The organism is Pseudomonas sp. UME65 (genome assembly GCF_014170225.1).
GTDB classification, from domain to species: domain Bacteria; phylum Pseudomonadota; class Gammaproteobacteria; order Pseudomonadales; family Pseudomonadaceae; genus Aquipseudomonas; species Aquipseudomonas protegens.
The window spans coordinates 323945-349073 of sequence record NZ_LZZQ01000014.1 but is presented as its reverse complement, the minus strand read 5'-3'; the positions used below and the strand labels follow the sequence as shown (position 1 = coordinate 349073).

20 protein-coding genes, 4 tRNA genes, 1 pseudogene and 1 riboswitch are annotated in these 25129 nt (G+C 59.8%); of the genes and pseudogenes, 16 read left to right on the top strand and 9 right to left on the bottom strand.

Annotated elements, in window-relative coordinates; genetic code table 11:
* The first annotated feature begins 12 nt into the window (after positions 1-12).
* Positions 13-1023 carry a succinylglutamate desuccinylase gene (astE, locus tag A9971_RS21690; protein WP_011062765.1) on the top strand — a complete coding sequence of 337 codons (1011 nt, stop codon included), beginning with the start codon at positions 13-15 and terminating at the stop codon, positions 1021-1023.
* 58 nt (positions 1024-1081) lie between these two features.
* Here the strand turns inward: astE and A9971_RS21685 are convergent, their stop codons facing one another.
* Positions 1082-1591: a 6,7-dimethyl-8-ribityllumazine synthase gene (locus A9971_RS21685; protein ID WP_011062764.1), complete on the bottom strand. Its 510-nt coding sequence runs from the start codon at positions 1589-1591 to the stop codon at positions 1082-1084.
* Between the two features lie 121 nt (positions 1592-1712).
* Positions 1713-1883, bottom strand: a riboswitch (FMN riboswitch).
* Positions 1884-2102: 219 nt separating this feature from the next.
* On the opposite strand from A9971_RS21685, the gene ltaE reads away from it, so the two are divergent.
* The 8 genes from ltaE (at position 2103) to mgtE (ending at position 9942) form a co-directional block, all read left to right on the top strand.
* Positions 2103-3107 (top strand): low-specificity L-threonine aldolase, encoded by a 1005-nt coding sequence (ltaE, locus tag A9971_RS21680; protein ID WP_182999983.1) that lies wholly within the window; start codon positions 2103-2105, stop codon positions 3105-3107.
* A 146-nt stretch (positions 3108-3253) separates the two neighbouring features.
* Positions 3254-5878, top strand: coding sequence for an alanine--tRNA ligase (gene alaS, locus A9971_RS21675; RefSeq protein WP_019093136.1), 2625 nt, complete (start codon positions 3254-3256; stop codon positions 5876-5878).
* Positions 5879-5975: 97 nt separating this feature from the next.
* Positions 5976-7217, top strand: a complete 1242-nt coding sequence (locus A9971_RS21670; protein WP_011062761.1) for an aspartate kinase — start codon at positions 5976-5978, stop codon at positions 7215-7217.
* A 187-nt stretch (positions 7218-7404) separates the two neighbouring features.
* Positions 7405-7593: a carbon storage regulator CsrA gene (csrA, locus tag A9971_RS21665; protein WP_002554426.1), complete on the top strand. Its 189-nt coding sequence runs from the start codon at positions 7405-7407 to the stop codon at positions 7591-7593.
* Positions 7594-7655: 62 nt separating this feature from the next.
* A tRNA-Ser gene (locus A9971_RS21660) sits at positions 7656-7746 on the top strand.
* Between the two features lie 107 nt (positions 7747-7853).
* Positions 7854-7930 (top strand) — tRNA-Arg (locus tag A9971_RS21655).
* 72 nt (positions 7931-8002) lie between these two features.
* A tRNA-Arg gene (locus tag A9971_RS21650) sits at positions 8003-8079 on the top strand.
* A gap of 420 nt (positions 8080-8499) precedes the next feature.
* Positions 8500-9942: a magnesium transporter gene (gene mgtE, locus A9971_RS21645; RefSeq protein WP_011062760.1), complete on the top strand. Its 1443-nt coding sequence runs from the start codon at positions 8500-8502 to the stop codon at positions 9940-9942.
* A 109-nt stretch (positions 9943-10051) separates the two neighbouring features.
* On the opposite strand, the gene A9971_RS21640 is transcribed toward mgtE, so the two are convergent.
* Complete coding sequence (locus tag A9971_RS21640; RefSeq protein ID WP_003204761.1) at positions 10052-10378, bottom strand: Arc family DNA-binding protein; 327 nt, start codon at positions 10376-10378, stop codon at positions 10052-10054.
* Positions 10379-10757: 379 nt separating this feature from the next.
* On the opposite strand from A9971_RS21640, the gene phnN reads away from it, so the two are divergent.
* Positions 10758-11339, top strand: a complete 582-nt coding sequence (phnN, locus tag A9971_RS21635) for a phosphonate metabolism protein/1,5-bisphosphokinase (PRPP-forming) PhnN (RefSeq protein WP_015636675.1) — start codon at positions 10758-10760, stop codon at positions 11337-11339.
* Here the strand turns inward: phnN and A9971_RS21630 are convergent.
* Positions 11314-11493 (bottom strand): PA3371 family protein, encoded by a 180-nt coding sequence (locus A9971_RS21630; RefSeq protein ID WP_041119533.1) that lies wholly within the window; start codon positions 11491-11493, stop codon positions 11314-11316. The genes phnN and A9971_RS21630 overlap by 26 nt on opposite strands.
* 23 nt (positions 11494-11516) lie before the next feature.
* Positions 11517-11756 (bottom strand): hypothetical protein, encoded by a 240-nt coding sequence (locus tag A9971_RS21625; protein WP_065365406.1) that lies wholly within the window; start codon positions 11754-11756, stop codon positions 11517-11519.
* Between the two features lie 293 nt (positions 11757-12049).
* Here A9971_RS21625 and A9971_RS21620 point away from each other — a divergent pair.
* Both A9971_RS21620 and A9971_RS21615 read left to right on the top strand, forming a co-directional pair.
* A tRNA-Arg gene (locus A9971_RS21620) sits at positions 12050-12126 on the top strand.
* Between the two features lie 317 nt (positions 12127-12443).
* A complete protein-coding gene (locus tag A9971_RS21615; RefSeq protein ID WP_172682023.1) occupies positions 12444-13004 on the top strand; it encodes a hypothetical protein in 561 nt (186 codons plus the stop codon).
* Between the two features lie 98 nt (positions 13005-13102).
* Here the strand turns inward: A9971_RS21615 and A9971_RS21610 are convergent.
* From A9971_RS21610 to A9971_RS21595, 4 genes and pseudogenes are all read right to left on the bottom strand, one after another.
* Positions 13103-13630: pseudogene (locus A9971_RS21610) on the bottom strand (integrase arm-type DNA-binding domain-containing protein); the annotation flags it as partial.
* Between the two features lie 456 nt (positions 13631-14086).
* Positions 14087-14620 (bottom strand): DUF1266 domain-containing protein, encoded by a 534-nt coding sequence (locus tag A9971_RS21605; protein ID WP_253278804.1) that lies wholly within the window; start codon positions 14618-14620, stop codon positions 14087-14089.
* A 133-nt stretch (positions 14621-14753) separates the two neighbouring features.
* Positions 14754-15995: a hypothetical protein gene (locus A9971_RS21600; protein WP_182999982.1), complete on the bottom strand. Its 1242-nt coding sequence runs from the start codon at positions 15993-15995 to the stop codon at positions 14754-14756.
* Positions 15986-18310 (bottom strand): hypothetical protein, encoded by a 2325-nt coding sequence (locus A9971_RS21595; RefSeq protein ID WP_015636671.1) that lies wholly within the window; start codon positions 18308-18310, stop codon positions 15986-15988. The genes A9971_RS21600 and A9971_RS21595 overlap by 10 nt, the downstream gene beginning before the upstream one ends.
* 538 nt (positions 18311-18848) lie before the next feature.
* Here A9971_RS21595 and A9971_RS21590 point away from each other — a divergent pair.
* The gene (locus A9971_RS21590) at positions 18849-20453 is read left to right on the top strand and encodes a tetratricopeptide repeat-containing response regulator (protein WP_015636670.1); all 1605 of its coding nucleotides are present in this window, start codon (positions 18849-18851) and stop codon (positions 20451-20453) included.
* Entirely contained in the window at positions 20450-21139 is a 690-nt protein-coding gene (locus A9971_RS21585; RefSeq protein ID WP_011062753.1) for a sensor histidine kinase KdpD, read from the top strand. Before A9971_RS21590 ends, A9971_RS21585 begins: the two co-directional genes overlap by 4 nt.
* Here the strand turns inward: A9971_RS21585 and A9971_RS21580 are convergent.
* On the bottom strand, positions 21127-22071 hold the full coding sequence (locus A9971_RS21580; protein WP_015636669.1) for a LysR family transcriptional regulator: 945 nt from the start codon (positions 22069-22071) through the stop codon (positions 21127-21129). The two genes, A9971_RS21585 and A9971_RS21580, sit on opposite strands and share 13 nt — an antisense overlap.
* Before the next feature lie 319 nt (positions 22072-22390).
* Here A9971_RS21580 and A9971_RS21575 point away from each other — a divergent pair, with 319 nt between their 5' ends.
* Together A9971_RS21575 and A9971_RS21570 are read left to right on the top strand one after the other, a co-directional pair.
* A complete protein-coding gene (locus A9971_RS21575; RefSeq protein ID WP_169892267.1) occupies positions 22391-23632 on the top strand; it encodes a glutamine synthetase family protein in 1242 nt (413 codons plus the stop codon).
* 72 nt (positions 23633-23704) lie between these two features.
* Entirely contained in the window at positions 23705-25078 is a 1374-nt protein-coding gene (locus tag A9971_RS21570) for an MFS transporter (RefSeq protein ID WP_019092800.1), read from the top strand.
* Positions 25079-25129 lie beyond the last annotated feature (51 nt).

Genomic DNA, 25129 nt, shown 5'->3' with positions numbered 1-25129 from the left:
GAAGTCCGCTCTATGCTCGCCCTCGGCAAACTGCTTGAACTGACCCTCGCCGGCCGTGAACCGGCGGAGAAGACTCAACTGACTGTCGACGGCGTGCGCATGCGCTGGCTGAGCGAGGGGGCGCTGGAAGTGCGGCCGCCCGAGGCTCGCGATAACGGCCTGGACCTGCTGCTGTCAGCGGGAATCCATGGCAACGAGACGGCTCCCATCGAGCTGCTCGACCGCTTGTTGCATGACATCGCCCGGGGCGATCTGAAGCCCCGCGCACGTATCCTGTTCCTGTTCGGCAACCCCGAGGCCATGCGCCGCGGCGAGCGTTTTGTCGAACAGGACGTCAACCGGCTATTCAATGGCCGGCATGAATCGAGCAGTGGTTTCGAAGCCCTGCGCGCTTGTGAACTGGAGCGATTGGCGGCGAGCTTCTTCAGCCAGCCCGATCGCCAGCGCCTGCACTACGACCTGCACACGGCAATCCGCGGCTCGAAGATCGAGCAGTTTGCCCTGTACCCATGGAAGGACGGACGTCAGCATTCACGCCGTGAGCTGGCCCGCCTGCGGGCTGCCGGTATGGAAGCGGTGCTGTTGCAGAACAAGCCCTCCATCGTCTTCAGTGCCTACACCTACGATCAGCTGGGGGCCGAGTCCTTCACCCTGGAGTTGGGCAAGGCACGGCCATTCGGGCAGAACCAGGGGGTCAATGTCGAACGCCTGGAAACCCGGCTCAAGCAGATCATCGACGGTAGCGAACCACCTGCGGAGCAGGACAGCCTCGACGGGTTGCAGTTGTTCAGCGTGGCTCGGGAAGTCATCAAGCACAGCGACAGCTTCCACCTGCATCTGCCGGCAGACATCGAGAACTTTTCCGAGCTGGAAGTGGGTTACCTGCTGGCCGAGGATATCGCCCAGACCCGCTGGGTCATCGAGGAGACGGGGGCACGGATCATTTTCCCCAATCCCAAGGTGAAGAACGGTTTGCGCGCAGGGATTCTGATTGTGCCGGCCACGGCCGACGGCCTGGCCTGAGGTTCGCCGGCAAGCCGGGCCCCCGCAGGAGCCGGCTTGCCGGCGATACCGCTAACGCTTAAACCGCTACCGCACGCTGCTCGTTACGGCGCAGGGCGCGGACCTTCTGCAGGGTGTCGGCACAGGTTCTCGCCGCTTCCTGGCCTTTGTGCACGAAGTGCTCGAAGAAGAACTTCTGATGCTCTTCACCCGCATGGAAATGATGCGGGGTCAGCACCACCGAGAAGACCGGTACTTCGGTTTCCAGTTGCACTTGCATCAGGCCGCTGATGACCGACTGGGCGACGAACTCGTGACGGTAGATGCCACCGTCCACCACCAGGCCGGCAGCAACGATCCCGGTATAACGACCGGATTTGGCCAGCAGTTTGGCGTGCAGCGGGATTTCGAAGGCGCCGCCGACTTCGAAGAAGTCAATATCGGATTCCTGATAGCCCTGGGCGAGCATTTCAGTGACGAAGCCCTGACGGCTCTGATCGACGATTTCCTTGTGCCAGCAGGCCTGGATAAAGGCGACGCGCTCGTTGGGGTGGTGTTTGCTTTTGCTATCGATTGCAGTGGGTTGCATCTGTTCTGACTCCTGTTTGTGTGAAAAACAGGGCATATATGAATCGAATGGGATTTAAGGGTGCGCGCAGAACGGTCGTGGATTTCCCACGAACTGCCCGGCAACGGCCCTTTGGCGCCAATCCCGTTCTCTCTTCATCCGGACTATGACCGTCGGCCCCGGAATCACACCGGGTCTGCTGACCTTGTCGTCACCTGTGGCCAAGCCACCGGTCTCGCCAAGCGCTCGCGGGCTATGCGCATTGCACGCAATTACCGCCGGTGGGGAATTGCACCCCGCCCTGAGAACGTTTGCCCGCGAATTTTTCGCGGGCGGTGAGTTTTTAACACAGATCCTCTCGAGACGCATCGCACCTTTTGGATAATTCTCATCGGATTTTTCAACGCCAGACTCAGGCTTTTCTACAGTTGTTGCTTGATTATTGCCGGCCATGGCCGCAGTTTCGTTTCGAAAGGGAGTTCCCCCTGTTCAAGAGCGGACCTTGCAGGTCCCACAGCCGAGGCCAGATGTGATGAGCGTGATCGATCTTCGTAGTGACACCGTGACCCAGCCGACCCCTGGCATGCTCGATGCCATGGCCAGTGCGCCCACCGGGGATGATGTGTACGGCGAAGATCCGACAGTCAATCGGTTGGAAGGTGAATTGGCGCGGCGCCTGGGTTTTGCTGCGGCGCTGTTCGTGCCCTCGGGCACCATGAGCAACCTGCTGGCCTTGATGGCTCACTGTGAGCGGGGCGACGAGTACATCGTCGGGCAACAGGCCCATACCTATAAATATGAAGGCGGGGGCGCGGCGGTACTCGGCTCTATCCAGCCCCAGCCACTGGAATTGCAGGCTGACGGTTCGCTGGACCTTGTCCAGGTGGCTGCGGCTATCAAGCCCGATGACTTTCATTTTGCCCGCACCCGCCTGCTGGCCCTGGAAAACACCATGCAGGGCAAGGTGCTGCCCTTGACCTACCTGGCCCAGGCGCGGGCCTTTACCCGGGAACACGGGCTGGCCCTGCATCTGGATGGCGCGCGGCTGTACAACGCAGCGGTCAAGCTGGGGGTGGATGCACGGGTGATTGCCGAGCATTTCGATTCGGTGTCGGTGTGCCTGTCCAAAGGTCTAGGTGCGCCGGTGGGCTCGGTGCTGTGTGGCTCGGTGGAACTGATCACCAAGGCCCGGCGCCTGCGCAAGATGGTCGGTGGCGGCATGCGCCAGGCAGGCGGTTTGGCGGCAGCGGGGCTGTATGCCCTGGACCATCAGGTACAGCGTCTGGCCGACGACCACGCCCATGCACAATTGCTGGCCGATGGCTTGCGGCGGGTGGGCTACAGTGTCGAGCCGGTGCAGACCAACATGGTGTATGTAGAGATGGGGGATCGGGCTGAGGCGCTCAAGGCGTTCGCCGCCGAGCGCGGGATCAAGCTCAGCGCCGCATCACGGTTGCGTCTGGTCACTCATCTGGACGTCAGCGCCGGGCAAATCGAGCACGTGCTGAGCACTTTTGCCGAGTTTTCCCGTAACTGACAGTGTTCTCCGTCCAATTGACTGTTTGTATCGTACAAACACGCTGTACCTAGTGATTAACGCCGATATAATGCGGCCCTTTGCCGTCGTTTCGTCTGTTGACGTTGCGCACAGGCCTTTGGCCGCAGTCTCCGTGGAAGAACCTAATGAAAAGCGCAGAAATCCGTGAAGCCTTCCTCCGCTTCTTCGAAGAGCAAGGCCACACCCGTGTAGCCTCCAGCTCCTTGATCCCAGGCAACGACCCCACCCTGCTGTTCACCAACGCGGGGATGAACCAGTTCAAGGATTGCTTCCTGGGGCAGGAAAAGCGCGCCTATACCCGCGCTGTCAGCAGCCAGAAGTGCGTCCGCGCCGGCGGCAAGCACAACGACCTGGAAAACGTCGGTTACACCGCTCGTCACCACACCTTCTTCGAAATGCTGGGCAACTTCAGCTTCGGTGACTACTTCAAGCGTGATGCGATCACCTTCGCCTGGACCTTCCTGACCTCCGACAAGTGGCTCAACCTGCCCAAGGAAAAGCTCTGGGTCACGGTGTATGCCACCGACGACGAGGCCTACGACATCTGGACCAAGGAAGTCGGTGTACCCGCCGAGCGCATGGTGCGTATCGGCGACAACAAGGGCGCGCCTTACGCGTCCGACAACTTCTGGACCATGGGCGATACTGGCCCGTGCGGCCCTTGCACCGAGATTTTCTACGATCACGGCGCCGATATCTGGGGCGGCCCACCCGGCTCGCCTGAAGAGGACGGCGACCGTTACATCGAAATCTGGAACAACGTGTTCATGCAGTTCAACCGCACCGCCGATGGCGTGTTGCACCCGCTGCCCGCGCCGTCGGTGGACACCGGCATGGGCCTGGAGCGGATCAGCGCGGTGCTGCAGCACGTGCACTCGAACTATGAGATCGACCTGTTCCAGAGCTTGCTGGATGCGGCAGCCAAGGCCATCGGCTGCACCAACGATGCCCAGGCTTCGCTGAAAGTGGTGGCGGACCATATTCGTTCCTGCGGCTTCCTGATTGCCGACGGCGTACTGCCCTCCAACGAAGGCCGTGGCTATGTGCTACGCCGGATCATTCGCCGCGCTTGCCGTCACGGCAACAAACTGGGCGCCAAGGGCAGCTTCTTCTATCAGATCGTTGCCGCCCTGGTTGCCGAGATGGGCGAAGCCTTCCCGGAGCTGAAGTCCCAGCAGGCGCACATCGAGCGTGTGCTCAAAGCCGAAGAAGAGCAGTTCGCCAAGACCCTGGAGCAGGGCTTGAAGATCCTCGAGCAGGACCTGGCCGAGCTCAAGGGCTCGGTGGTGCCGGGCGACGTGGTGTTCAAGCTGTACGACACCTACGGTTTCCCGATGGACCTGACTGGCGATATCGCCCGCGAGCGCAACCTGACTCTCGACGAGGAAGGCTTCGAGCGCGAAATGGAAGCCCAGCGTGTGCGTGCCCGCTCCGCCAGTTCTTTCGGCATGGACTACAACAGCCTGGTCAAGGTCGACGTGGCCACCGAGTTCACCGGTTACCACGCCACCAGCGGTTCGGCGAAAGTGGTTGCTCTTTATAAGGAAGGGCAATCGGTCGACGTGCTGAGCGAAGGCGAAGAGGGTGTGGTGGTTCTTGACCAGACCCCGTTCTATGCCGAATCCGGCGGCCAGATCGGTGACTGCGGTTATCTTCAGGCTGGCAACGCGCGTTTCGACGTGCGCGACACCACCAAGACCGGCGGTGCCTTCCTGCACCATGGCGTGCTGGCCAAGGGTAGCCTGACTGTTGGTGCGCCGGTTGAAACCCAGGTCGACGCGCAAGTGCGCCACGCGACCTCGCTGAACCACTCGGCCACCCACTTGCTGCACGCTGCGCTGCGCCAGGTATTGGGCGAACACGTACAGCAGAAGGGCTCGCTGGTGGACAGCCAGCGCCTGCGTTTCGACTTCAGCCACTTCGAGGCGATCAAGCCCGAGCAGATCAAGGCGCTGGAAGACATCGTCAACGCCGAGATTCGCAAGAACACCCCGGTGGAAACCGAAGAAACTGATATCGATACCGCCAAGAAGAAGGGCGCCATGGCGCTGTTCGGCGAGAAGTACGGCGACAGCGTGCGCGTACTGAGCATGGGCGGCGACTTCTCGGTAGAGCTGTGTGGCGGTATCCACGCCAACCGTACCGGCGATATCGGCTTGCTGAAAATCACCAGCGAAGGCGGTGTGGCTTCCGGCGTGCGTCGTATCGAGGCAGTGACTGGTGCTGCGGCCCTGGCGTACCTGAATGCGGCGGAAGAACAACTCAAGGAAGCGGCGACCCTGGTCAAGGGTAGCCGCGACAACCTGATCGACAAGCTGTCGGCAGTGCTGGAACGCAACCGCTTGCTGGAGAAGCAACTCGAGCAGTTGCAGGCCAAGGCTGCAAGCGCCGCGGGCGATGATCTGTCCGCTCAGGCGGCAGACGTCAAGGGCGTGAAAGTGCTGGCTGCGCGTCTTGACGGCCAGGACGGCAAGGCGCTGCTGGCGCTGGTGGATCAGTTGAAAAACAAACTCGGCCGCGCAGTGATCCTGCTCGGCAGTGTCCATGAGGAAAAGGTCGTACTGGTTGCCGGTGTAACCAAGGACCTGACTGGCCAACTCAAAGCCGGTGATTTGATGAAGCAAGCCGCTGCGGCAGTGGGCGGGAAGGGCGGTGGTCGTCCAGACATGGCGCAGGGCGGCGGTGTTGATGCCGCTGCACTGGATGCCGCGCTGGCCCTGACCGTGCCATTTGTCGAGCAGGGTATTTAAGGCGCCGAGCCGGGCCCGTCGTCTAGTGGCGGGTCCTTGCGCTGTGCAGTTTGATTGTTTAACGGGCGCCCCTTTACGGGCTGAGGCGGCTTAGAAAATGGCTTTGATCGTACAGAAATTTGGAGGCACCTCGGTCGGCTCTGTCGAGCGGATCGAGCAGGTCGCCGACAAGGTGAAGAAGTTCCGCGAAGCCGGCGATGACCTGGTGATCGTGCTGTCGGCGATGAGTGGCGAAACCAACCGCCTGATCGATCTGGCCAAGCAGATCAGTGGCGAAGCCAAACCGGTTCCCCGTGAGCTGGATGTGATCGTCTCCACCGGCGAGCAAGTGACTATCGCGTTGCTGGCCATGGCGTTGATCAAGCGCGGTGTTCCGGCGGTGTCCTATACCGGTAACCAGGTGCGCATCCTCACCGACAGCGCTCACAATAAAGCGCGAATCCTGCAGATTGATGATCAGAAGATTCGTGGCGATCTGAAAGCCGGTCGTGTGGTAGTGGTTGCCGGTTTCCAGGGCGTTGACGAGCACGGCAACATCACCACCCTGGGTCGTGGTGGTTCCGACACCACCGGTGTGGCGCTGGCGGCGGCTCTGAAGGCCGATGAGTGCCAGATCTATACCGATGTGGACGGCGTCTACACCACCGATCCGCGGGTTGTGCCCAAGGCTCAGCGCCTGGACAAGATCACCTTCGAAGAGATGCTGGAAATGGCCAGTCTCGGTTCCAAGGTGCTGCAGATCCGTGCGGTCGAGTTTGCTGGCAAGTACAACGTTCCGCTGCGCGTTCTGCACAGCTTTCAGGAGGGTCCGGGCACCCTCATTACTATTGATGAAGAGGAATCCATGGAACAGCCGATCATTTCCGGCATCGCTTTCAACCGCGATGAAGCCAAGCTGACTATCCGTGGCGTGCCAGACAATCCTGGCGTGGCCTTCAAGATCCTTGGCCCGATCAGCGCGGCGAACATTGAAGTCGACATGATCGTGCAGAACGTTTCGCACGATAACACCACCGACTTCACCTTCACCGTGCACCGCAATGACTACCTGGCGGCCCAGACCGTGCTGGAAAACACCGCACGTGAAATCGGTGCCCGCGAAGTGGTAGGCGACACAGACATTGCCAAGGTATCGATCGTTGGTGTTGGCATGCGCTCCCACGCGGGCGTTGCCAGCCGCATGTTCGAGGCCCTGGCTAAAGAGAGCATCAACATCCAGATGATCTCCACTTCTGAAATCAAGGTTTCGGTGGTGATCGAGGAGAAGTACCTGGAGTTGGCGGTACGTGCGCTGCACACCGCTTTCGAGCTCGACGCTCCGGCCCGACAGGGCGAGTGATGCGTGTTTGAAAGGGCGCGGTCTGACCGCGCCCTTTGTGTTTTTGATCGGCACGGGAGAAAACTGTTCTTTTGCCCGTGCTAGTCAATACTTAGGCGTGTAGGACTGCAGCCGACCCGGTTGTAGGCCAACACCCTTTTTTTTGCAGACTGTAGTCCCTGAAAATGTAATGCGTGAGGAGAAAGGTATGCTGATTCTGACTCGTCGGTGCGCAGAAAGCCTGATCATTGGTGATGGCGAGATCACTGTGACCGTGCTCGGCGTCAAAGGTAATCAAGTGCGTATTGGTGTCAACGCCCCCAAAGAAGTGGCGGTTCACCGTGAGGAAATTTACCTGCGGATTAAGAAAGAGAAGGACGAAGAACCAAGCCATTAATTTTTATCGTTTTTTTTGTTTGCAAACGGGGAGAAAGCTGGTTAATATACGCCCCGTGTTGCGGAGAGCTGGCCGAGTGGCCGAAGGCGCTCCCCTGCTAAGGGAGTACACCTCAAAAGGGTGTCGGGGGTTCGAATCCCCCGTTCTCCGCCATTATTTGCTTAGTACGTTGTAATCTGGCTTCTTCTGTAAGTTGTTGAAATTACTAGAAAAAGTGCTTTACAAAAAGATTTAACGGCCTATAATGCGCGGCAACAAATGCACTCGTAGCTCAGCTGGATAGAGTACTCGGCTACGAACCGAGCGGTCACAGGTTCGAATCCTGTCGAGTGCACCATTTAAGAGTTAGTTACAGTTATGTAGTTAACTTGGCTTCAACCAGTTGTGGTCTGGTCTAAAAACACAAAATGCACTCGTAGCTCAGCTGGATAGAGTACTCGGCTACGAACCGAGCGGTCACAGGTTCGAATCCTGTCGAGTGCACCATACATCAGGAAGCCCGCATCGAAAGATGCGGGCTTTTTGCTTTCTGCCTTTTTATCCTCCTTTATCTCTTTTGCCCTCCTGGGCTGGAACGGCTTTGCCCGGCGGAAGTCGAATGCAATGCCTGTGAGTCTGTCTCTCCGACTTTTTTCCTGTGCTGTGTGTTTTCTTTTTCTGTCGAGGCGTCGCAGTCTCATAGATTCGGACGTTGCTCAGCTTTATGCCGCAAGCGCTTGTTCTTGCCGCGATTTTTTAACGTTTAAAACCGTCAAGCGGTGTATGATTGCGCCCGTCAGCCCCGCCGGGGCTTGTGGAATACCTCCATGGACTTACCCAGTAGTTACTCAGTATCCCGTTTTAACAATCATGAACTGACTGATTGATCCTTCCGGCGTGCTCCTCTGCTGGGAGTGGAGTTCGCCTATGACCGAAGTAGAAGTAAAGAAAACGCAGGAAAGCCTGCAAGACCGCCTGGCTCAAGTCGTCGAGCTGCTGCAGCGCCAGCGGGTAGTTGAAGACCTGACGCACCGTCAGGAAGGCCATCATCATGACCGGGTCGAGAACCTGGTCCATCGGCAGAACCTCGTCGAGTTGCAACGCAAGCTCGATGATCTGCACTCTGCTGACGTTGCCTACATCCTTGAAGCCTTGCCTCTGGAAGAGCGTCTGACCGTCTGGCAGTTGGTCAAGGCCGAGCGTGACGGCGACATCCTCCTCGAAGTATCCGATTCCGTACGTGAAACCCTGATCGCCGACATGGACGATCACGAGCTCCTGGCTGCCGCCAAGGAGATGGACGCTGACGAACTTGCTGACCTGGCCCCCGAGCTGCCGCGAGACGTCGTCCATGAGCTGATGGAGGCTCTCGACGGCCAGCAGCGTGAGCGCGTTCGCTCCGCGCTGTCCTATGATGAGGAGCAGGTCGGTGCGCTGATGGACTTCGAGATGGTGACCATCCGCGAGGATGTCAGCCTGGAAGTGGTCCTGCGTTATCTGCGTCGTCTGAAAGAATTGCCAAGCCACACCGACAAACTGTTCGTGGTGGACTACGACGGCGTGCTCAAAGGGGTGCTGCCGATCAAGCGTCTGCTGGTCAATGACCCGGACAAGCAGGTCGCCGAGGTCATGGCCAGTGATCCGGTGAGTTTTCATCCGGATGAAGATGCCTACGACGCGGCTCAGGCGTTTGAGCGTTATGACCTGATTTCGGCCCCTGTGGTCGACAAGAACGACAAGTTGATCGGTCGTTTGACCATCGACGAAATGGTCGACCTGATTCGTGAGGAAAGTGAGACCGAAGTCCTCAACATGGCCGGTCTGCGGGAAGAGGAAGACATCTTCGCCTCGGTCTGGAAATCCCTGCGCAACCGTTGGGCCTGGCTGGCGATCAATCTGATTACCGCGTTTGTCGCGTCCCGGGTGATTGGGCTGTTCGAGGGCTCGATTGAAAAGCTGGTGGCGTTGGCGGCCCTGATGCCCATCGTTGCGGGTATCGGTGGCAACTCGGGTAATCAGACTATCACCATGATTGTCCGGGCAATGGCCCTGGACCAGGTGAGCACTGGCAACACCTCGCGCTTGATGCGTAAAGAGCTGGCCGTAGCCCTGATCAATGGCCTGGTCTGGGGTGGGGTGATCGGTGTCGTGGCGTACATGCTCTACGGGAGCTGGTCGCTGGGGGTGGTCATGACTGCTGCCATGACCTTGAACCTGCTGCTGGCGGCGCTGATGGGAGTTCTGATCCCCATGACCCTGGCGCGCCTGGGGCGTGATCCGGCGATGGGCGCTAGCGTGATGATCACCGCCATGACTGACAGTGGCGGCTTTTTCATCTTTCTCGGCCTGGCGACCATTTTCCTGCTTTGAGCCGTTCTTCCCTGTTGGTTACCGACGAAGCGCCTAAATGGCGCTTCGCTGCTTTTGGCGGGGCAAAAAAAAGCCAGCGACTAGGCTGGCTTGAGCTTGCGAGATGCAATCAGGTGGCGTCTGCGGCCATTTCAGCGTCATGGGCGATCAGCGAAACCAAAGCGTTTTGCTGGCGATGTGAGAGTTGGCGGAAACGTTGAAGCAGTTCGCGCTCATGCAAGGACAGTTCGGGGCTGTCCAGGCGCATGCTCAGCTCTTCACCCAAGGCGCCTTCCTGAATAAGACTCTGTTCCAGGCGCGCGATGATTTCGGAGTTCATGCTGCGGTGATGATTGCGAGCCACCTCGGCAATGCGTTCACGCATCCCGTCGGGTAGACGTACGACGAACTTGTCAGCCGTACGGCTGGAATAAATTGCCTGTTTCAATGGGCGCATATATTTAACCGGTTAGTTCAGGGGGAGCGGTTCTCGGAATTGGCCGCGGGCTGTCTTTTAGGACAAGCCTGAATGCCAAATGTTCAACCTGAATTGTTAAGAGGCCCGCATCATGCCTCAAAATTGCCAGATCCTTGGCGTCAATTCTGTGACAAATATTGAACTGGATAAAGGCGTTATGCCAGCACCAATTATCAGAAATGCGGACTGGTTTGAAAAGTTCGTCGGGTCCGCGTTGCTGGCCGCATTCTCCCATCCTGCGGGAGTGTCAGTGCACCGACGAAGGTGCATGCTATGCGGGTGAAAGTGTAATCCCTACCTGTCAGAGGATAGTGGCAAATGGCCGATTTACTAGTTGTGCTCTGCGGAGCAGCCACCCATGCCGGGTAGGTTGATCTACTTGATGGGGCCTTCAGGGGCCGGCAAGGATAGCCTGATTGATGCGGCCCGGCAGCCTTTAAGTGCGTTGGGCTGTGAAGTGGCAAGAAGGGTGATCACGCGCTCTGCCGAGTCGGTGGGAGAGGAGGCGATTGAGGTCACCGCCGAGGAGTTCGCGGGACGAGTAGGCCGGGGGGATTTCGCTTTGTTCTGGCAGGCCAATGGCCTGGGTTATGGGATTCCTGTGGTGATCGATAGCTGGTTGGCGCAGGGGCGCAATGTCCTAGTCAACGGGTCCAGAGGCTATCTGTCCAGGGCGCGAGCTCGGTATCCCGATCTGATTCCGATAGTTCTGACGGTTGATAACGAAGTATTACGCCGTCGCTTGCTGCGTCGGGCCAGGGAAAGCCTGCCGGAGATAGAAGAGCGCCTGCAGCGTAATGAACAGTTTGCCCATGCCGGCTGGCTGGATGAGGAGGGAGTGGTTCGCCTGGATAATTCTGCCGAATTACAGGTTACCTTGAGGCGCCTCTTAGGCATATTGCAAGAGCACGGTATCAGCGCAATACAGGGTCGAACTTGATCTTGCGGCCAGCCAGCAGTGCCAGCAGGAACAGGCCGAACAGTGAGCCGCTGATGATCAGTGGCGCGCTGCCCAGAGGTTCTTCAGGCAGGAACACAGCGGCAATGGCGCTGAGTAGCGTCAGAACAAGCAGGCTTTTGGCAGCGGTGGACATAAATGGCTCCTGTAGTCTCGGTCTCAAAATACCCAGCGTTCAGTGGGTGCGGCGCCTGGCTGTTGCGAGGCTTTTCCCTGGGTAACCCGGGTCACTGAGCCAGGCTCAATCTGGGTGTTCATGACTGCCAGCTGGGGTGCCAGGCGTTGCTGGTAATGGGCGAAGGATGACCCGCCAGGGGCAGCGTCATCTGCAGGTTGAAAGTGAAAGGCCGCCAATACGGCAATGGCAATCGCATTCAAGAGCAACAGAGCGCTATTCATGGGCGGCATCTCCTCAGTGTTTATCCACTAATTAAGCAGCCTGCGTGCCAAGAGTTTACCTGGCGATAAAGTCTTTAAAAACAATATGTTGAGCTGATTTTTAAAGTCTCTTGAATTGCATTTTGCAATGATGGCTTTTTGCAGTGATGCAATTTGCACGACGCGGCATCGAAGCTGCGGTGCGAGCTTGATGCTTCCTGCAAAAAGCCCTATGGATCACATGACAAATGCAGCCTTGGCCGTTAACATGCACGCCGTCCTCCGCGCCGTGCCGCAATGGCGCTCGCTGTTTTGTCTCAGTAGCTCAATTGGATAGAGCATCCCCCTCCTAAGGGGAAGGTTGGCAGTTCGAACCTGCCCTGGGACACCATACAAATCAATACTTTCAGCGACTTTCCTCTCTACTCAAAAGTCACCATGGGTGCAGGGTGGGTGCAATGGCACTCAGTCCTTTGCGAAATTACGAGCAACGCCAGCCTCGGAAATTGCAAGGTGATCTGACGCAGGAAGCCCGTGTAGCTCTCCCACATAACGCATAAACTCCCGAAACTGCTCTTTTGCTTTGTATGCCCAAGCCTTGTTCAGCTGGGCATACTCAAAAAAGCCGTTTAGCCCCGGACATTTTCGATATAGTGGCTCATAGCTACCAATTGGCTTGGGGGCTCAGGTTTTATTGAGGTTTAGGATTTGTTAAAGCGCAATTTGTTAGTTCCAGCCGTCTCCTTGATCGTTACTGCCTTTCTCGCTGGATGCTCTTCACATCAGGGTGCGACTCCAGCAAAGCCGGTTAAAAAGCCTGTTGTTCTGATTGCGGACGAACACAATTCAAAGGTCATTTTCAAAGCGGTCAGTATTGAATCGCCTGTGACGTTTCAGATTGGGAAGCCGGGAAGTCTGAGCAGCGTAGGTGCTGTATACAACGATGCTCAAGAACGGCAGATGCCGGCGTTTGCTAGGGGGCTATATAAAGGGCTCGCTCGGGGGATGCATGGTGCTAGGCCGAGCCGAGAGATTTTGGTGCCAGCAGGTCAGGTGACGGAGGTTGAAGGTGAAGCAACTTGGCGAAACAACATTGGAACGACTTATCGGATAGAAAAATGCGGCCCTTTGTCTCGCACCTTTCTCGCGCAGCCGAATAAGACATATCTGGTTGAGTTCGATTTGCAGAATTTCTCGGTCTGCACCCAGAAGATTTTCGATATCTCCCAGAAAGGGCAGAAAGATCTGATCTCACCTGCCGCTCATTAGTCGCTGGAGTTGCTTTACCGCGTACCGGTGTTAGTGCTTGGTAGGTGTTTTCATCTTGCGTCTCTCACATTGCTGCTACATCTGATCTTCGGCGTAGATTCAACGGCTCTGCTGAAGACGCCACTGATGGAGCCCATTTTGCGATTGACCGTCGACGGCTTGTTGCCTGACTGCATCCATCCTGTACGGATCTGGTCCAGGTCACGGCCGGTGATTGCGTCGAGGCGCTGTGACATGATCGTGTCGAAGTTGCAGCTCAGGGTGTGCTGGGTCTTCTCGTGGCCTTTGTGGTGAGTCTTGAACCACGGCATATAGGTGTCTTCGATGAACTCCCGTAGAGAGGGTAGGGCGGTTCCTCTGCGCTTTTGGGTAACGGCAAGTGGTTCGCCAAGCGCTCGAGCTTCTGCGAGATACTGAGTTGCCTCGGTCCTGGCTTGGTCTAGGGTGAGAATGCCTACTCGCCCCAGTGTCTTCTTGCGGCCGCGGGCCCAGGACACAACGTACGATTTCGCGCCGGCCGCAGTCACCCGAACGAATAGGCCCGTGACGGTGGTGTCGTGAACCTCATATTCGCTGCCAGTGACCTGCAGCGAGGTAAGCAGTTTTGCCGTTAGCTTCTCTTTCAATTTGTTCCCATGGGTGCATGGTGGGTGCAAAAAGAACTATACGGCGTCGTTTTTACGGACACAACCGGACGCGAAGCCCAATAAACACTGGGTTTGGCCAAGCGGGCTGGCAGCTCTAATGACCCTCCTAAGGGGAAGGTTGGCAGTTCGAACCTGCCCTGGGACACCATATAATTCGTATCTTTCTGGGCTGATCCCTGCGCGGTTGATCTGTTCTTGGACCCCGGAGCGAAAGAATAAAGAAAAGCCCCACCGGGCGATCCTCGGGCGGGGCTTTTTTGATTTCGTCTATCCGAGGGGCACGTTAAACAACGGGCTCTTTTTCTTGTATTGGTGACAGCCTGACCAGCGTGGGGCTACGTGCTTGTGCACAGGGCCACAGTGAGTGTTTTTGATGGCCTGCAAGGATTCACGTTGTTTTGCTGATCTGGCTGCTTGTCACCAGGGCCAGAAATGTCAATCCGCTACCGGACAGAGCGCCGGCAATCCCTTCCAGTCAACGCTTGCCCACACTCCGCTGCCGGGTGCAAGCAACTGGCTCAGCTTCGCTTCATTGAATGAAGTTCCCAGCGAATCGGCCCTGAATGCGGCTATCCATTGCTGGCGGCCCAGCATGAAGGCCTTGCCGAAGTCTTCCCAATCGTTGAAGCAGTCCTGGGCCCGCTGGGCGTTGAGCAGCATGATGCGCCACCCTGTTTCAGGTTCGAGCCAGCTCATCAACATGGCGCAACGGACAAAAAATGCGCTGCGCACGCAGGCGAAGGCCATGGCTGCTCGCGGGTCGTCGCTGGGATTCAGGCCATGCAGGTCAATACGAAACCACTGGCGCTCCAGGGTGCCATTGAGGTGGGCGCAGACTTCGTCGTCGGTGGCGTTGCTGCGAAAACCGATCTGGTGCAGCAACGAGGCCCGCAGGGTGCTTTTCGCCTGATCCATGAAGTGGGTGGTATCGGGGTCGTAGAAACCGGTCATTCCGGTGGCATCGACCATGGGTTGTGCCAGTGTTAGTGCCCAACGCTTACGTGGTGTGAATACCACTAGGGATGTTCCCGACGGGCGGCGAAAGTGACGCCAGCCCAGCCAGGCGCCGAATAGCACGACAATTACCGTCATCATCTGCGTATTACCTGCTTCTGTTTTGCCATGTGCTGATTTCTTCGGCCAGGGATGGGGACATATCTGACCAGGGCACGCCTTCGGTCCGATACTGCGGGTCCTCGGCCTGACGTGGTGGCAAGGGGGTTTTCTTGAAGATGTGACGGGTGGCGTACTTGACGGTCGGCGCCTGGGGCGCGACCTCCAGCAGCAGGTCGGACTGGCGTGCCGCGACCAGCCACTCGACCATGGCCGAAGGGGCTTCCAGCCGTCGGAACAACTGTGGGTAACGGGCCACCAGACGGGTCTGGGTTTGAGGATCACTGACTTCTTCGATACGCAGCCAACCCGCCTCGGTACGCACTATGCCGATGGCAATGCAGTCGGCCGGGGTCTGTTGGTCGGTACCCAGGGTGTTGAGAAAGCGCAGCAGGTCGTGGAAATAACGTTCGACGGGCGGGCGGTTCTGCTTGCCTTTGACCTGCTCCACCGTCAGTGCACCGTCGTCCTGGATGATCAGGCTGACGGTGATGTGGGGTTGGCCTTGAGCATCGCGCAGGCTGACCACGCGCATGCTCTGCTGTTCCACCGCTTCGGCGTAACGCTCTCCGTAGCCGCCGGTCAGGGCCCGACGGTCGGCGAACTGCCCGAGGCAATGGCGCATCACGTAGCTTTCAAAAGCCATCTCGGCCCGCAACAGCGGGCTTTGCGGGCGCAGTTCGACCCAGGTGTGCTCGGCACAGGTAAGGGTCACGGTCAGGGCTTGGGCAGAGCTCTGGCGCCATCCCTGATCGACCCGGGCCGCCATTTGTGCATGCTCCCTTTCCCACAATGCCAGCGCTTGCGGGCAAGTGATGCGATCCAGCTTGCCCTCAAGAGCCGTGCCTTTGCGTGAGGTCAGGAACTCCACCAGTTGGGCTTCCTGGTGCAGCAGCTGCGGCTCCTGCGGGTCGATCCAGACCAGGGGCGCCAGGGCTTTGGCGGGGTCTTCGGATTGCGCCTTGGCAGCGCGCTCGAAATAGCCGTTCACCCAGGCCGGCACCGAGTCGCTACCCAGGGCCGTACAGGCGTCATCCAGGGACTGGATGCGTCGTGCCGGTTCGAAGTTGCCTACCAGATGGCGATAGAAGTGGTTCAACAGCCAACCCTGCACTGCTTGCTCGTCCCTGCGCTGCTGGCTGCGCTGGGTGATACCGCGTTTCTGTTCATCGGCATTGAGCAGGTTGCGCGGGGCGTAGCTGGGGCTGCGCTTGTCGGCGCTTACTTCCATATCTGCCACCAGTTTTTCTTGCCAGCCGGTTGAGCCGGGGCTTGCAGCTCGCTCAGAATTTGCTCGATCCGGGCACGGCACCGGATGTCGTAGTCATCGTCCGGGGCACACAGGGCCAGGGTGCGTGCGCAGTAGTCAATGGCTTCGGCGGCGCGCCCCCGGGCCTTGAGGAAGTCCACCGAGGCGGACATGACCGAGACCTCGTTCAGGGACAGTACCGCCGGCTGGTAACGCTGCCAGAGGCTGTCGGCGTTGTCCGGATGGGCATGGGCCAGGTAGCGTGCGACCTGGATCCGGGCAAACAGCGCCGAGCTGTCCAGTTGCTGATCGCTGACGCCTTGCTCTTCCTGCCACTTGAGCAGGCGTTCGAGCCAGATGAGGATCTCATTGTCGCGATCGAGCTTGTACAGGGCGTACGCCACCGAGGCTACGTATTCATCCGGGTTGTGGCGGCTGTAGCCGAACTCGGCCGAATAATGCCAAAGCTGTTCCGCAGCATCGATAATGCCGGGCAGATCCTCCAGGCTGATACGCGCACTGAGCAGCCCATTGTAGTGTTCGGCGAACGGGCTGGCGGCGATGCCCCGTGTATGCAGTTCGATGGCGTCTTCGTAGCGAATCGGGTTGTAGTAGCGGTAGTTGATCGCCAGGTTGTTGCAGAGCATGGAATACAGGTGCGCGCAGGCATCGTACGGGTGGCCGCTGCCGCTGGCGAAATAGCGCTCCATATGGGCCTGGCCCTGCTCGTAGGCATCTCTCTGGGCTTCGCGCAGCAACGAATAGGCCTGGTCCCGGGCGTCCGGGGGCAGTTTGTCGGCTTCTGCTTCGGCCAGGTCTTCAATGCCCAGTGCGTAGTTGTAGGCGTGCTTGCCGCAGGACAGGACGGGCTTGGGCGCTTTGAGTGCCTCGATAATCCCTTGGCTGTTGATCCGAGCGGCAAACAGCGAAAACGCACTGCGGTTGTCTTGCATGCGGCCTGCCTGGATGGCGTTTTGCAGCAGGCTGGCTTCAGTGGCCGCATCGATCAGGCCGTGCTCAGCGTCGTGCACGGCTGCCAGGCGGGTGATCCAGGGGTGATCGGGCGCCCGACGCACCGCTTCTGCACGAGCTTCGGTATACAGCGCGTCGCCAGCTTGCAGGTCCTCCATGGCCAGGGAGAGGGCGGCCAGCAGTGGCGTGGCAGGCTTGCTGGTTTCGAGGCTGGGCAGCGCTTGCAGGAAGCTCTGCAGCACTTCCTCGGTGATACAGGCACGCATCACGCAAATCGGCCACCAGGCACTGTGCTCATCAGGGTCTTGCAGGCGATCGAGTACCAGGCGGGCGGTGGCAGGCCATAGCTCGGTTTGCCGGTCATAGACATCGATGAATGCGCGAAATCCGGCTTCGTCGATGCGGCCAGCTTCCATCAGCCAGGGCAATTCGTATTCGATGAAGTTGTTGCCTCCGTCGGAATCCAGGCTCAGGGCCGCGGCATTGCAGATCTTCAGGGCGCCGGCCAGGTCGCCCTGGGCGTGCAGGGCGCGGGCCGCCAAGCGTGCAGTGCGCACTTCCCATTCGCGGCGCTGGGGCTGGGAGCGGCCAGCGGTCAGTTGCGCGATGGGTTGCTCGAACAGTGCCAGGCGCAGCGGAATGATCTCGATCAGCGAGTTGCCCAACCACAGCCAGTCGCCTTCATCGATATCCTGGTCCGGGCCGGCGGTACGTACGGCGTTGACCGCCTCCAGGGCTGCACTGCGGGCCTCTTCATTGCGGTCGTGGTAGGCCAGGACTCGGGCGCGGCGCTGATACTGATCGGCGGCATCCCAGGCACGCAGGGCCGCGCGGGCAGGGTTGCCCAAGGTCAGGGCGTAGCGCACTTCGATGGTTTTCAGTGCTATTTCACAACTAGCGCGTTCCAGATCGTCGAAGATCCGATAGCGGCGGTAATGCTCGACATTGAAATCCAGGGTTTGCGTGGCCATCTGTTCGAGCTGTCCGAGCACTTCGATCAGGGTTGGCTCGTCATCGAGGTAGTTGGCGACCCGCAGGCGCAGGATAGCCAGGTTCATCATCAGCTCGGCGCGGGCCGGCTCTGGGGCGGCTTGTACAAGAGCGTCGCCATCCTGATCGATGACGGCCCGGGCTGCCGCTGAATTACCGGCCTGCATCCACAGGGTGTGCAGGCGATCGATGGACGCCAGGGAGTCGGCCTGCAGCGGTTGTGCCTGCAACTGAGCCAGCAGGGCATCGGTTTCCTGTTCTTGCTGTTGCGCCTCCAGGCGGTCCATGAACTGTTCCAGTTCAATGCCGGTTATCGCACTGCTGTTATGCGCCATCGTTAACTCCATTTGATAATGACCTGCGCATCACGTGATGCACTGCCTGGCAGACCGGCATTTCCTCGTCGTTGGTGCCGCCGTGGGGTGTCATGCCGATCCTTCGACACCCGGGTCGCAAGCCTGCGACGCTTGCGACTGATGGACCCTTTATTGCGCGGCAGACCCTCTGCAATGCAGGGGCATTTCCGGCCAGAAACGATCGAGGCTGTGAGGCGCAGCACGCTATCAGGTGATGTTTCAGAATCCAAGGTTTGAGCGTGCAAACAGGCCTCTTTTACGGCTGAGTACACGGGCTGGTCGAGACTTGTGTAATCCGCGGTGAAATGCCGCCCGTCGGCTATAAGGGAATGCGTAATCCGGCCGATAACCTCAGTGGACAATTGTGTTCCCAAGTGGCGGCCTGGATCACAGGCCGACCGGAAAGTGCTTGATAGCCCGTGGCCAGCAGCTATTATCTGCGCGCCAAAAACAGGCTGCGAAGCCGGGTGGGTCCTGCTGTCTTTGGATTGATCTTCTTACTTGCCTGGAATCTTCGATGCTGGCGTACCACCAAAAGAGCTTTTTGATCGTCGATGATTTCTCGGACTTCCGCAGTTCGGTGCGTTCGATGCTGCGTGAGCTGGGCGTCAAGGATGTAGACACCGCCGACACTGGCGAGCAGGCCCTGCGCATGTGCGCGCAGAAGCGCTACGACTTCATCCTCCAGGACTATCACCTGGGCGACGGCAAGAAAAACGGCCAGCAGGTGCTCGAAGACCTGATGCTGGAAAAGCTCATCAGCCATGAGAGCGTGTTCCTCATGGTCACCGCCGAGAGCAGCCAGGCCATGGTGCTCAGTGCCCTGGAGCATGAGCCCGATGCCTACCTGACCAAGCCTTTCAACCGCTCCGGTCTGGCCCAGCGCCTGGAGCGCCTGCAGCAGCGCAAGACGTTGCTCAAACCCATTCTCCAGGCCCTTGACCGGGGCAAGCCGGTGGAGGTGCTCAACGCCTGCATCGCCCTGTGCAAGCAGGACCCGCGTTACGCGCCGTTATGCTTGCGCTACCGCGCCGATGCCCTGCGCGACATGCATCAGAACGAGGCCCTGGAGCGCCTGTACAACAGCATCCTGGCGGACCGGCCGCTGCCCTGGGCTTACGTCGGGCTGGGGCGCCTGCTGTTCAAGCGCGGGCAGGTTGGCGAGGCCAAGGCGGTTTATGAAAAGGCCTTGAAGGCCTTTCCGATGATGCCGGGCCTCTACGACGGGCTGGCAGAGGTGCTGGTAGCCGAAGGCGATACCCAGCGGGCCCAGAACGTGCTGGAAGAGGCGGTGCGCCTTTCTCCCCTGGCCGTGCGGCGCCAGGCATTGCTGGGCAAGCTGGCCATGGCCAACGAAGACTTTGACAGCGCCTCCCGGGCTTATCGCCAGGCGGTGTCCCAGGGCGCGCAGTCGCGTTTCAAGGACCCGGAAAGCAACCTCGGGCTGGCCCATGCCCTGATCAGCAAGGGCAGCGAGAGGGGCCTGGACACGCGCACCCGGCTGGAAATCAACCAGACCCTGAGTGCCGTGGCCAAGGAGAATCCCACTGACCCGGGCCTGCAGATTCGCGCGCGGCTGATGAAGGCCACGAGTCTGTTGCTCAATGATGCCGAGACCGCGGAAAAACTCACCGAGCAGGCGCTGCTGCGCCTGGACGGCATGGAGCAGTTCATGAGCCCTGAAGCGGCGCTGCTGGTGGCCAAGCAACTGCAGATGCTGGGGCAGGCCAGTGCCGGTGCTTCGATGCTCAAGAACTGTGCGGAGATCTATGGTGACGATCCGAAGGTCATGCAGAACATCGCCAAGCTGACCGACGACCCGACTATCCTCAGTTCTTCCAATGCCGCCGCCGATATCAACCGTCAGGGCGTGCGCAGCTACAAGGGCGGCAACCTCGCGGAAGCGCGGGAGTTGTTCCGCAAGGCCCTGGCCATGCAACCGAAGAACATCAGTATTGCCCTGAACATGGCCCAGTCGCTGCTGCACGGCGCCGACGCCAATCCGGACGCGGCACTCCTGGAAGAATGCCGGGCGTGCCTTAAATTGGTGGGCATGATGCCCGATACCGACGCGCGTTATCCGCGCTATCAGAAGCTGCGAAGCAAGGCGTTTGGCCAATGATCGAAAAGCAACAGGCGCTCGACTTTTCCACGGTGATCGCCTCCACCGTACATGACATGAAGAACTCCCTGGCCATGCTGATGCAGGCTCACGCCCAGTGGCTGGCGCGCTTGCCCGAGCAGCAGAATGCGCCAGAGCAGGGGGTGATCGACTATCAGTTCGCCCACCTCAACGGCATGCTGGTGCAACTGCTGGGGCTGTACAAGCTGGGGATCAACCAGCTGCCGTTGCAGCCGGCCTACCACGAACTGGATGACTTCATCGAAGCGCAACTGGTGAGCCACCAGGACGTGTTCAAGAGCCGTGGCATTTCCGCCGCCTATGAAGTCGATCCGCTGAGCCCCCTGGGGTTCTTCGATCGTGAGCTGATCGCCTCGGTATTGGCCAATTGCATCAACAATTCCATTCGCCATGCACGTCATGCCCTGCTGATCAGCGTCAGTGATGAGGAAGGGCAGGTGGTGCTGTCCATCAACGACGATGGCGAAGGCTATCCCCAAGGGATGATCGAGCGTCAGGCCGACTATGTGCAGGGCATCAATCAAAGCAGCGGCAGCACCGGGCTGGGCCTGTACTTTGCCGGGCGCATTGCCGAATTGCATCAGCGCAATGGCGTGTGCGGCCACACTCGGATCAGCAACGGCGGCCCATTGGGCGGCGGGTTGTTCAAGCTCTACTTGCCCTGAGCCGCGAGTGGTTGAAGGTGTGCCTCGCCCAGTTGCCGCCCGGCCAGGGCCAGGCATTCCAGAAAGGTTGCCAGTGCGACCTTGGGTTCCTGGCCCTGGCGGGTGATGCAGTGAAAGTGCGAGCGGTAGGCCAGGCGCTCGGGTAGCAAGGCGCGCAGTTGGCCCTTGGCCACCCAGGCCGCCGCATAGTGGCTGGGCAGGTAACCCAGGTAGGTGCCGGAGAAAATCAGCGTGGCGATGGCCTCCATGGCGTAGGCGCTGACGCTCTGGTTGAAGTGCAGGTCATGGGGGCGCTGGTGCTCCGCCATGTAGCCCCGGCTCACATAATCGGCGGCGCAGATCTCTTCCAGGGTCAGTGTTTCGTCGGTGCGCGGGAACAGTGGATGGCCATTGGCGCAGTAGAGGTTCTGTTCCTCCTCGAACAGGTGCTGATAGTGCAACCCCGACAGTTGATGGTGGAAAGCGCCGATGGCCAGGTGCAGGCGTTCGTCGAGCACGGCCTGTTCCAGTTCGTCGGGGCGCATCAGGTGCAGGTTCGGCCGTACCTGGGGCAGGCGCCGGCGCAGATGGCCCAGGGCCAGGGACAGGGGGGCATAGGGCAGGCTGATCAGGCTGTCGACACTGCCGATCTGCAACTGCTCGCGGGTGATGGGGCCGAGGCGGTTGGCGTGCTGGCGAAAGCGCTCGATGTCGGCGAACAGCAACTGTGCTGCCTCGAACAGCTCCTGGCCCTGATCGGTCAGCTGAAATCCGCTGCTGCCGCGCCTGCACAGGGAGTAGCCCAGGCGCTCCTCAAGGTCCCGGACCACCACGCTCAGTCGCGACAGGCTGGTGTTGAGCCGTGCCTGGGCTGCGGTGAACCCGCCGGCATCAACGATGGCGCAGAACACCCGCAGCATCCGCAAATCAATATCGGCAAGGCTTCCCAGCATGGGCGCTCCCTCAAGTTGGCGTAGGCGACGTGCCGAGCCTACTCCCTTGTCCTGATTGATGGACACCATGGACCTGTAACAAGGCTGGCGGCCTGCTTGCCCCGCCAGTGGGGGCAGGGCCGGGGATTTTACTCGCGCCTGCTTGAAATCCTGAACGGGTGGTGCGTATTTTGTACGGGTCGCCGTTCGCGGCTCGTATAACAACAAGGATTGAGTCATGACAACCGATGGCCACAGTTCACTCGCCGAGCGATTGACGGGCATTGATGAGATCGAATGTGTCACCGCGGATCTGAATGGCGTGCCGCGGGGCAAGGTAATGACCGCCGAGGGGTTCCTCGAAGGGCGGCGCTTGCAGATGGCGCGGGGGGTGCTGCTGCAATGCATCATGGGCGGTTATCCGCCAGCACGTTTCTACGGCAGCGACGACGGCGACCTGGCGCTCAATGCCGACCCCCGGCAGATCCACCGCCTGCCCTGGAGCGAAACGCCCAGAGCGCTGGCTATCTGTGACGCCGATGAGCTCAGCGGCGAGAGTTCGCGGCTCTCCACTCGTGGGCAGCTCAAGCAGGTAATCGCCCGTTATGCCGCCCTGGGCCTGGCGCCGGTGGTGGCCACCGAGCTCGAGTTCTTCGTGTTCGCGGCCAATGACGATCCAGCGCAGCCCTTCCGGCCGCCGGTCGGCCTGGATGGGCGCCGGGAGGAAGGCTATTCGGCGTTCAGCGTGAGTTCCAACAATGGTCTGCGGCCATTCTTCAAGGAGGTCTACGAAGGCATGGCCGCCCTGGGCCTGCCCCGCGATACCTTCATGCACGAGATGGGCGTCAGCCAGTTCGAAATCAACCTGTTGCACGGTGACCCGCTGTTGTTGGCGGACCAGACCTTCCTGTTCAAGCACCTGCTCAAGGAGGTGGCGCTCAAGCACGGCCTGATCGTGGTCTGCATGGCCAAGCCCTTGGCTCACACGCCGGGCAGCTCGATGCATATACACCAGAGCCTGGTGGAGATGGGTAACGGCCGTAACGTTTTCAGTGACGACGCCGGGCAACCTACGGCGATGTTCCGGCATTTCATTGGCGGCCTGCAGGCCGGCCTCGCCGACTTCACCGCCTTGTTCGCCCCCAATGTGAACTCCTATCAGCGCTTGTGTCATCCTTACGCTTCGCCGAACAATGCGTGCTGGTCCCACGACAACCGGGCCGCTGGCCTGCGGATTCCGGCCAGTTCACCGGTGGCGCGACGGGTGGAAAACCGTCTGCCGGGGGCGGACGCCAATCCTTATCTGGCGATCGCCGCGAGCCTGGCAGCAGGTTTGCATGGCATCGAGAATGAGTTGGAGCCAACCGCTGCCATCCAGGGTGAGTTCGAAGTGCCGGACAATCTTTCGTTGCCCTGTACCTTGCATGCGGCCTTGGAGCGTCTGAAACGTAGCCAGTTGGCCAGGGAACTGTTCGGCAACGAGTTCATCGAAGGCTACATCGCTTCGAAGACCATGGAGTTGACCAGTTTCTTTGATGAAATTACTCCCTGGGAACGGCGTGTGTTAGCGGCCCAGGCATAACCGAACCGTCGCTGGTCGGGCCCTGGTTTGCCGGGGCTCGGTACCTCATTCAAGGAGCCGCTCGGAACGCCGATGCGCCAAATCTGGAAATCCTTTCGAGCGCTTTATTTCGCGTCGCTGATGATGCTGATCGGCTCTGGCCTGCTCAGCACTTATCTGGCCCTGCGCCTGGCCGCCGATCATGTCGACGGGCTGTGGGTGGGGGCCTTGATGGCGGCCAACTATTTCGGCCTGGTTTTGGGGGGCAAGCTGGGGCACCGACTGATTGCCCGGGTCGGGCATATCCGTGCCTACGCCACCTGTGCCGGGATTGTCGGCGCGGCGGTGCTGGGCCACGGCCTGGTGGACTGGTTGCCGGCCTGGCTGGTGCTGCGGATGATCGTGGGCCTGGGGATGATGTGCCAGTACATGGTCATCGAAAGCTGGCTCAATGAGCAGGCCGACGCCAAACAGCGCGGGCTGGTGTTCAGCGGCTACATGATTGCCTCTTACCTGGGCCTGGTGCTGGGGCAGTTGATACTGGTCATGCACCCGGCCCTGGGCCTGGAGCTGCTGATGCTGGTGGCGCTGTGCTTTGCCCTGTGCCTGGTGCCGGTGGCCATGACCCGGCGCATTCACCCGGCACCCTTGCGCCCTGCACCCATGGAGCCGCGCTTCTTTATCAAGCGTGTACCGCAATCGCTGAGCACGGTACTGGGTTCGGGGCTGATCGTCGGTTCGTTCTACGGCCTGGCGCCGCTCTATGCCTCGCAACAGGGCTTGAGCACCGAGCAGGTGGGTCTGTTCATGGGTAGCTGCATTTTTGCCGGGCTGGTGGTGCAGTGGCCGCTGGGCTGGCTGTCCGACCGCTATGACCGGGCGCTGCTGATCCGCTGTTTTGCCTTGTTCTTGGCGGTGGTGGCCTTGCCCCTGGCGATCCTGCCTTCGGTGCCGCTGGAGGTCCTGTTTGTTCTGGGCTTCCTGTGCTCCCTGGTGCAGTTCTGTCTCTATCCACTGGCGGTGGCGTTCTCCAATGACCATGTGGAAGGGGATCGACGGGTCTCGCTGACGGCGATGCTGCTGGTGACCTATGGCGTGGGTGCGAGTATTGGTCCTTTGGCGGCAGGGGTGCTGATGAAGTTGTTCGGTAGCCAAATGCTCTACGCCTTCTTCAGTTTCTTTGCCCTGGTGCTGGTCTGGCGGATTCGGCCGAAGGCCGTGACCAATCTGCATCAGGTCGACGATGCGCCACTGCATCACGTGGCGATGCCGGACAGCATGTCCAGTTCACCGTTGGTGGCGGCTCTGGACCCGCGGGTTGACGAACAGGTGGTTCAGGACCAGATGCAGAGCGCGCCCGCGCCGGAAGCTGCGCCTGATGAACCTGCAGCGGATACCCCGCAGGCTGCGGATGAACCGCCTGCCGAGGAATGCGCCCGGGAACACCTCAGCGGGGCCAGGCCTTAGGCGCAAAAAAAACGGGCAGTTGCCGCAAGGCACTGCCCGTTTTCATTGATG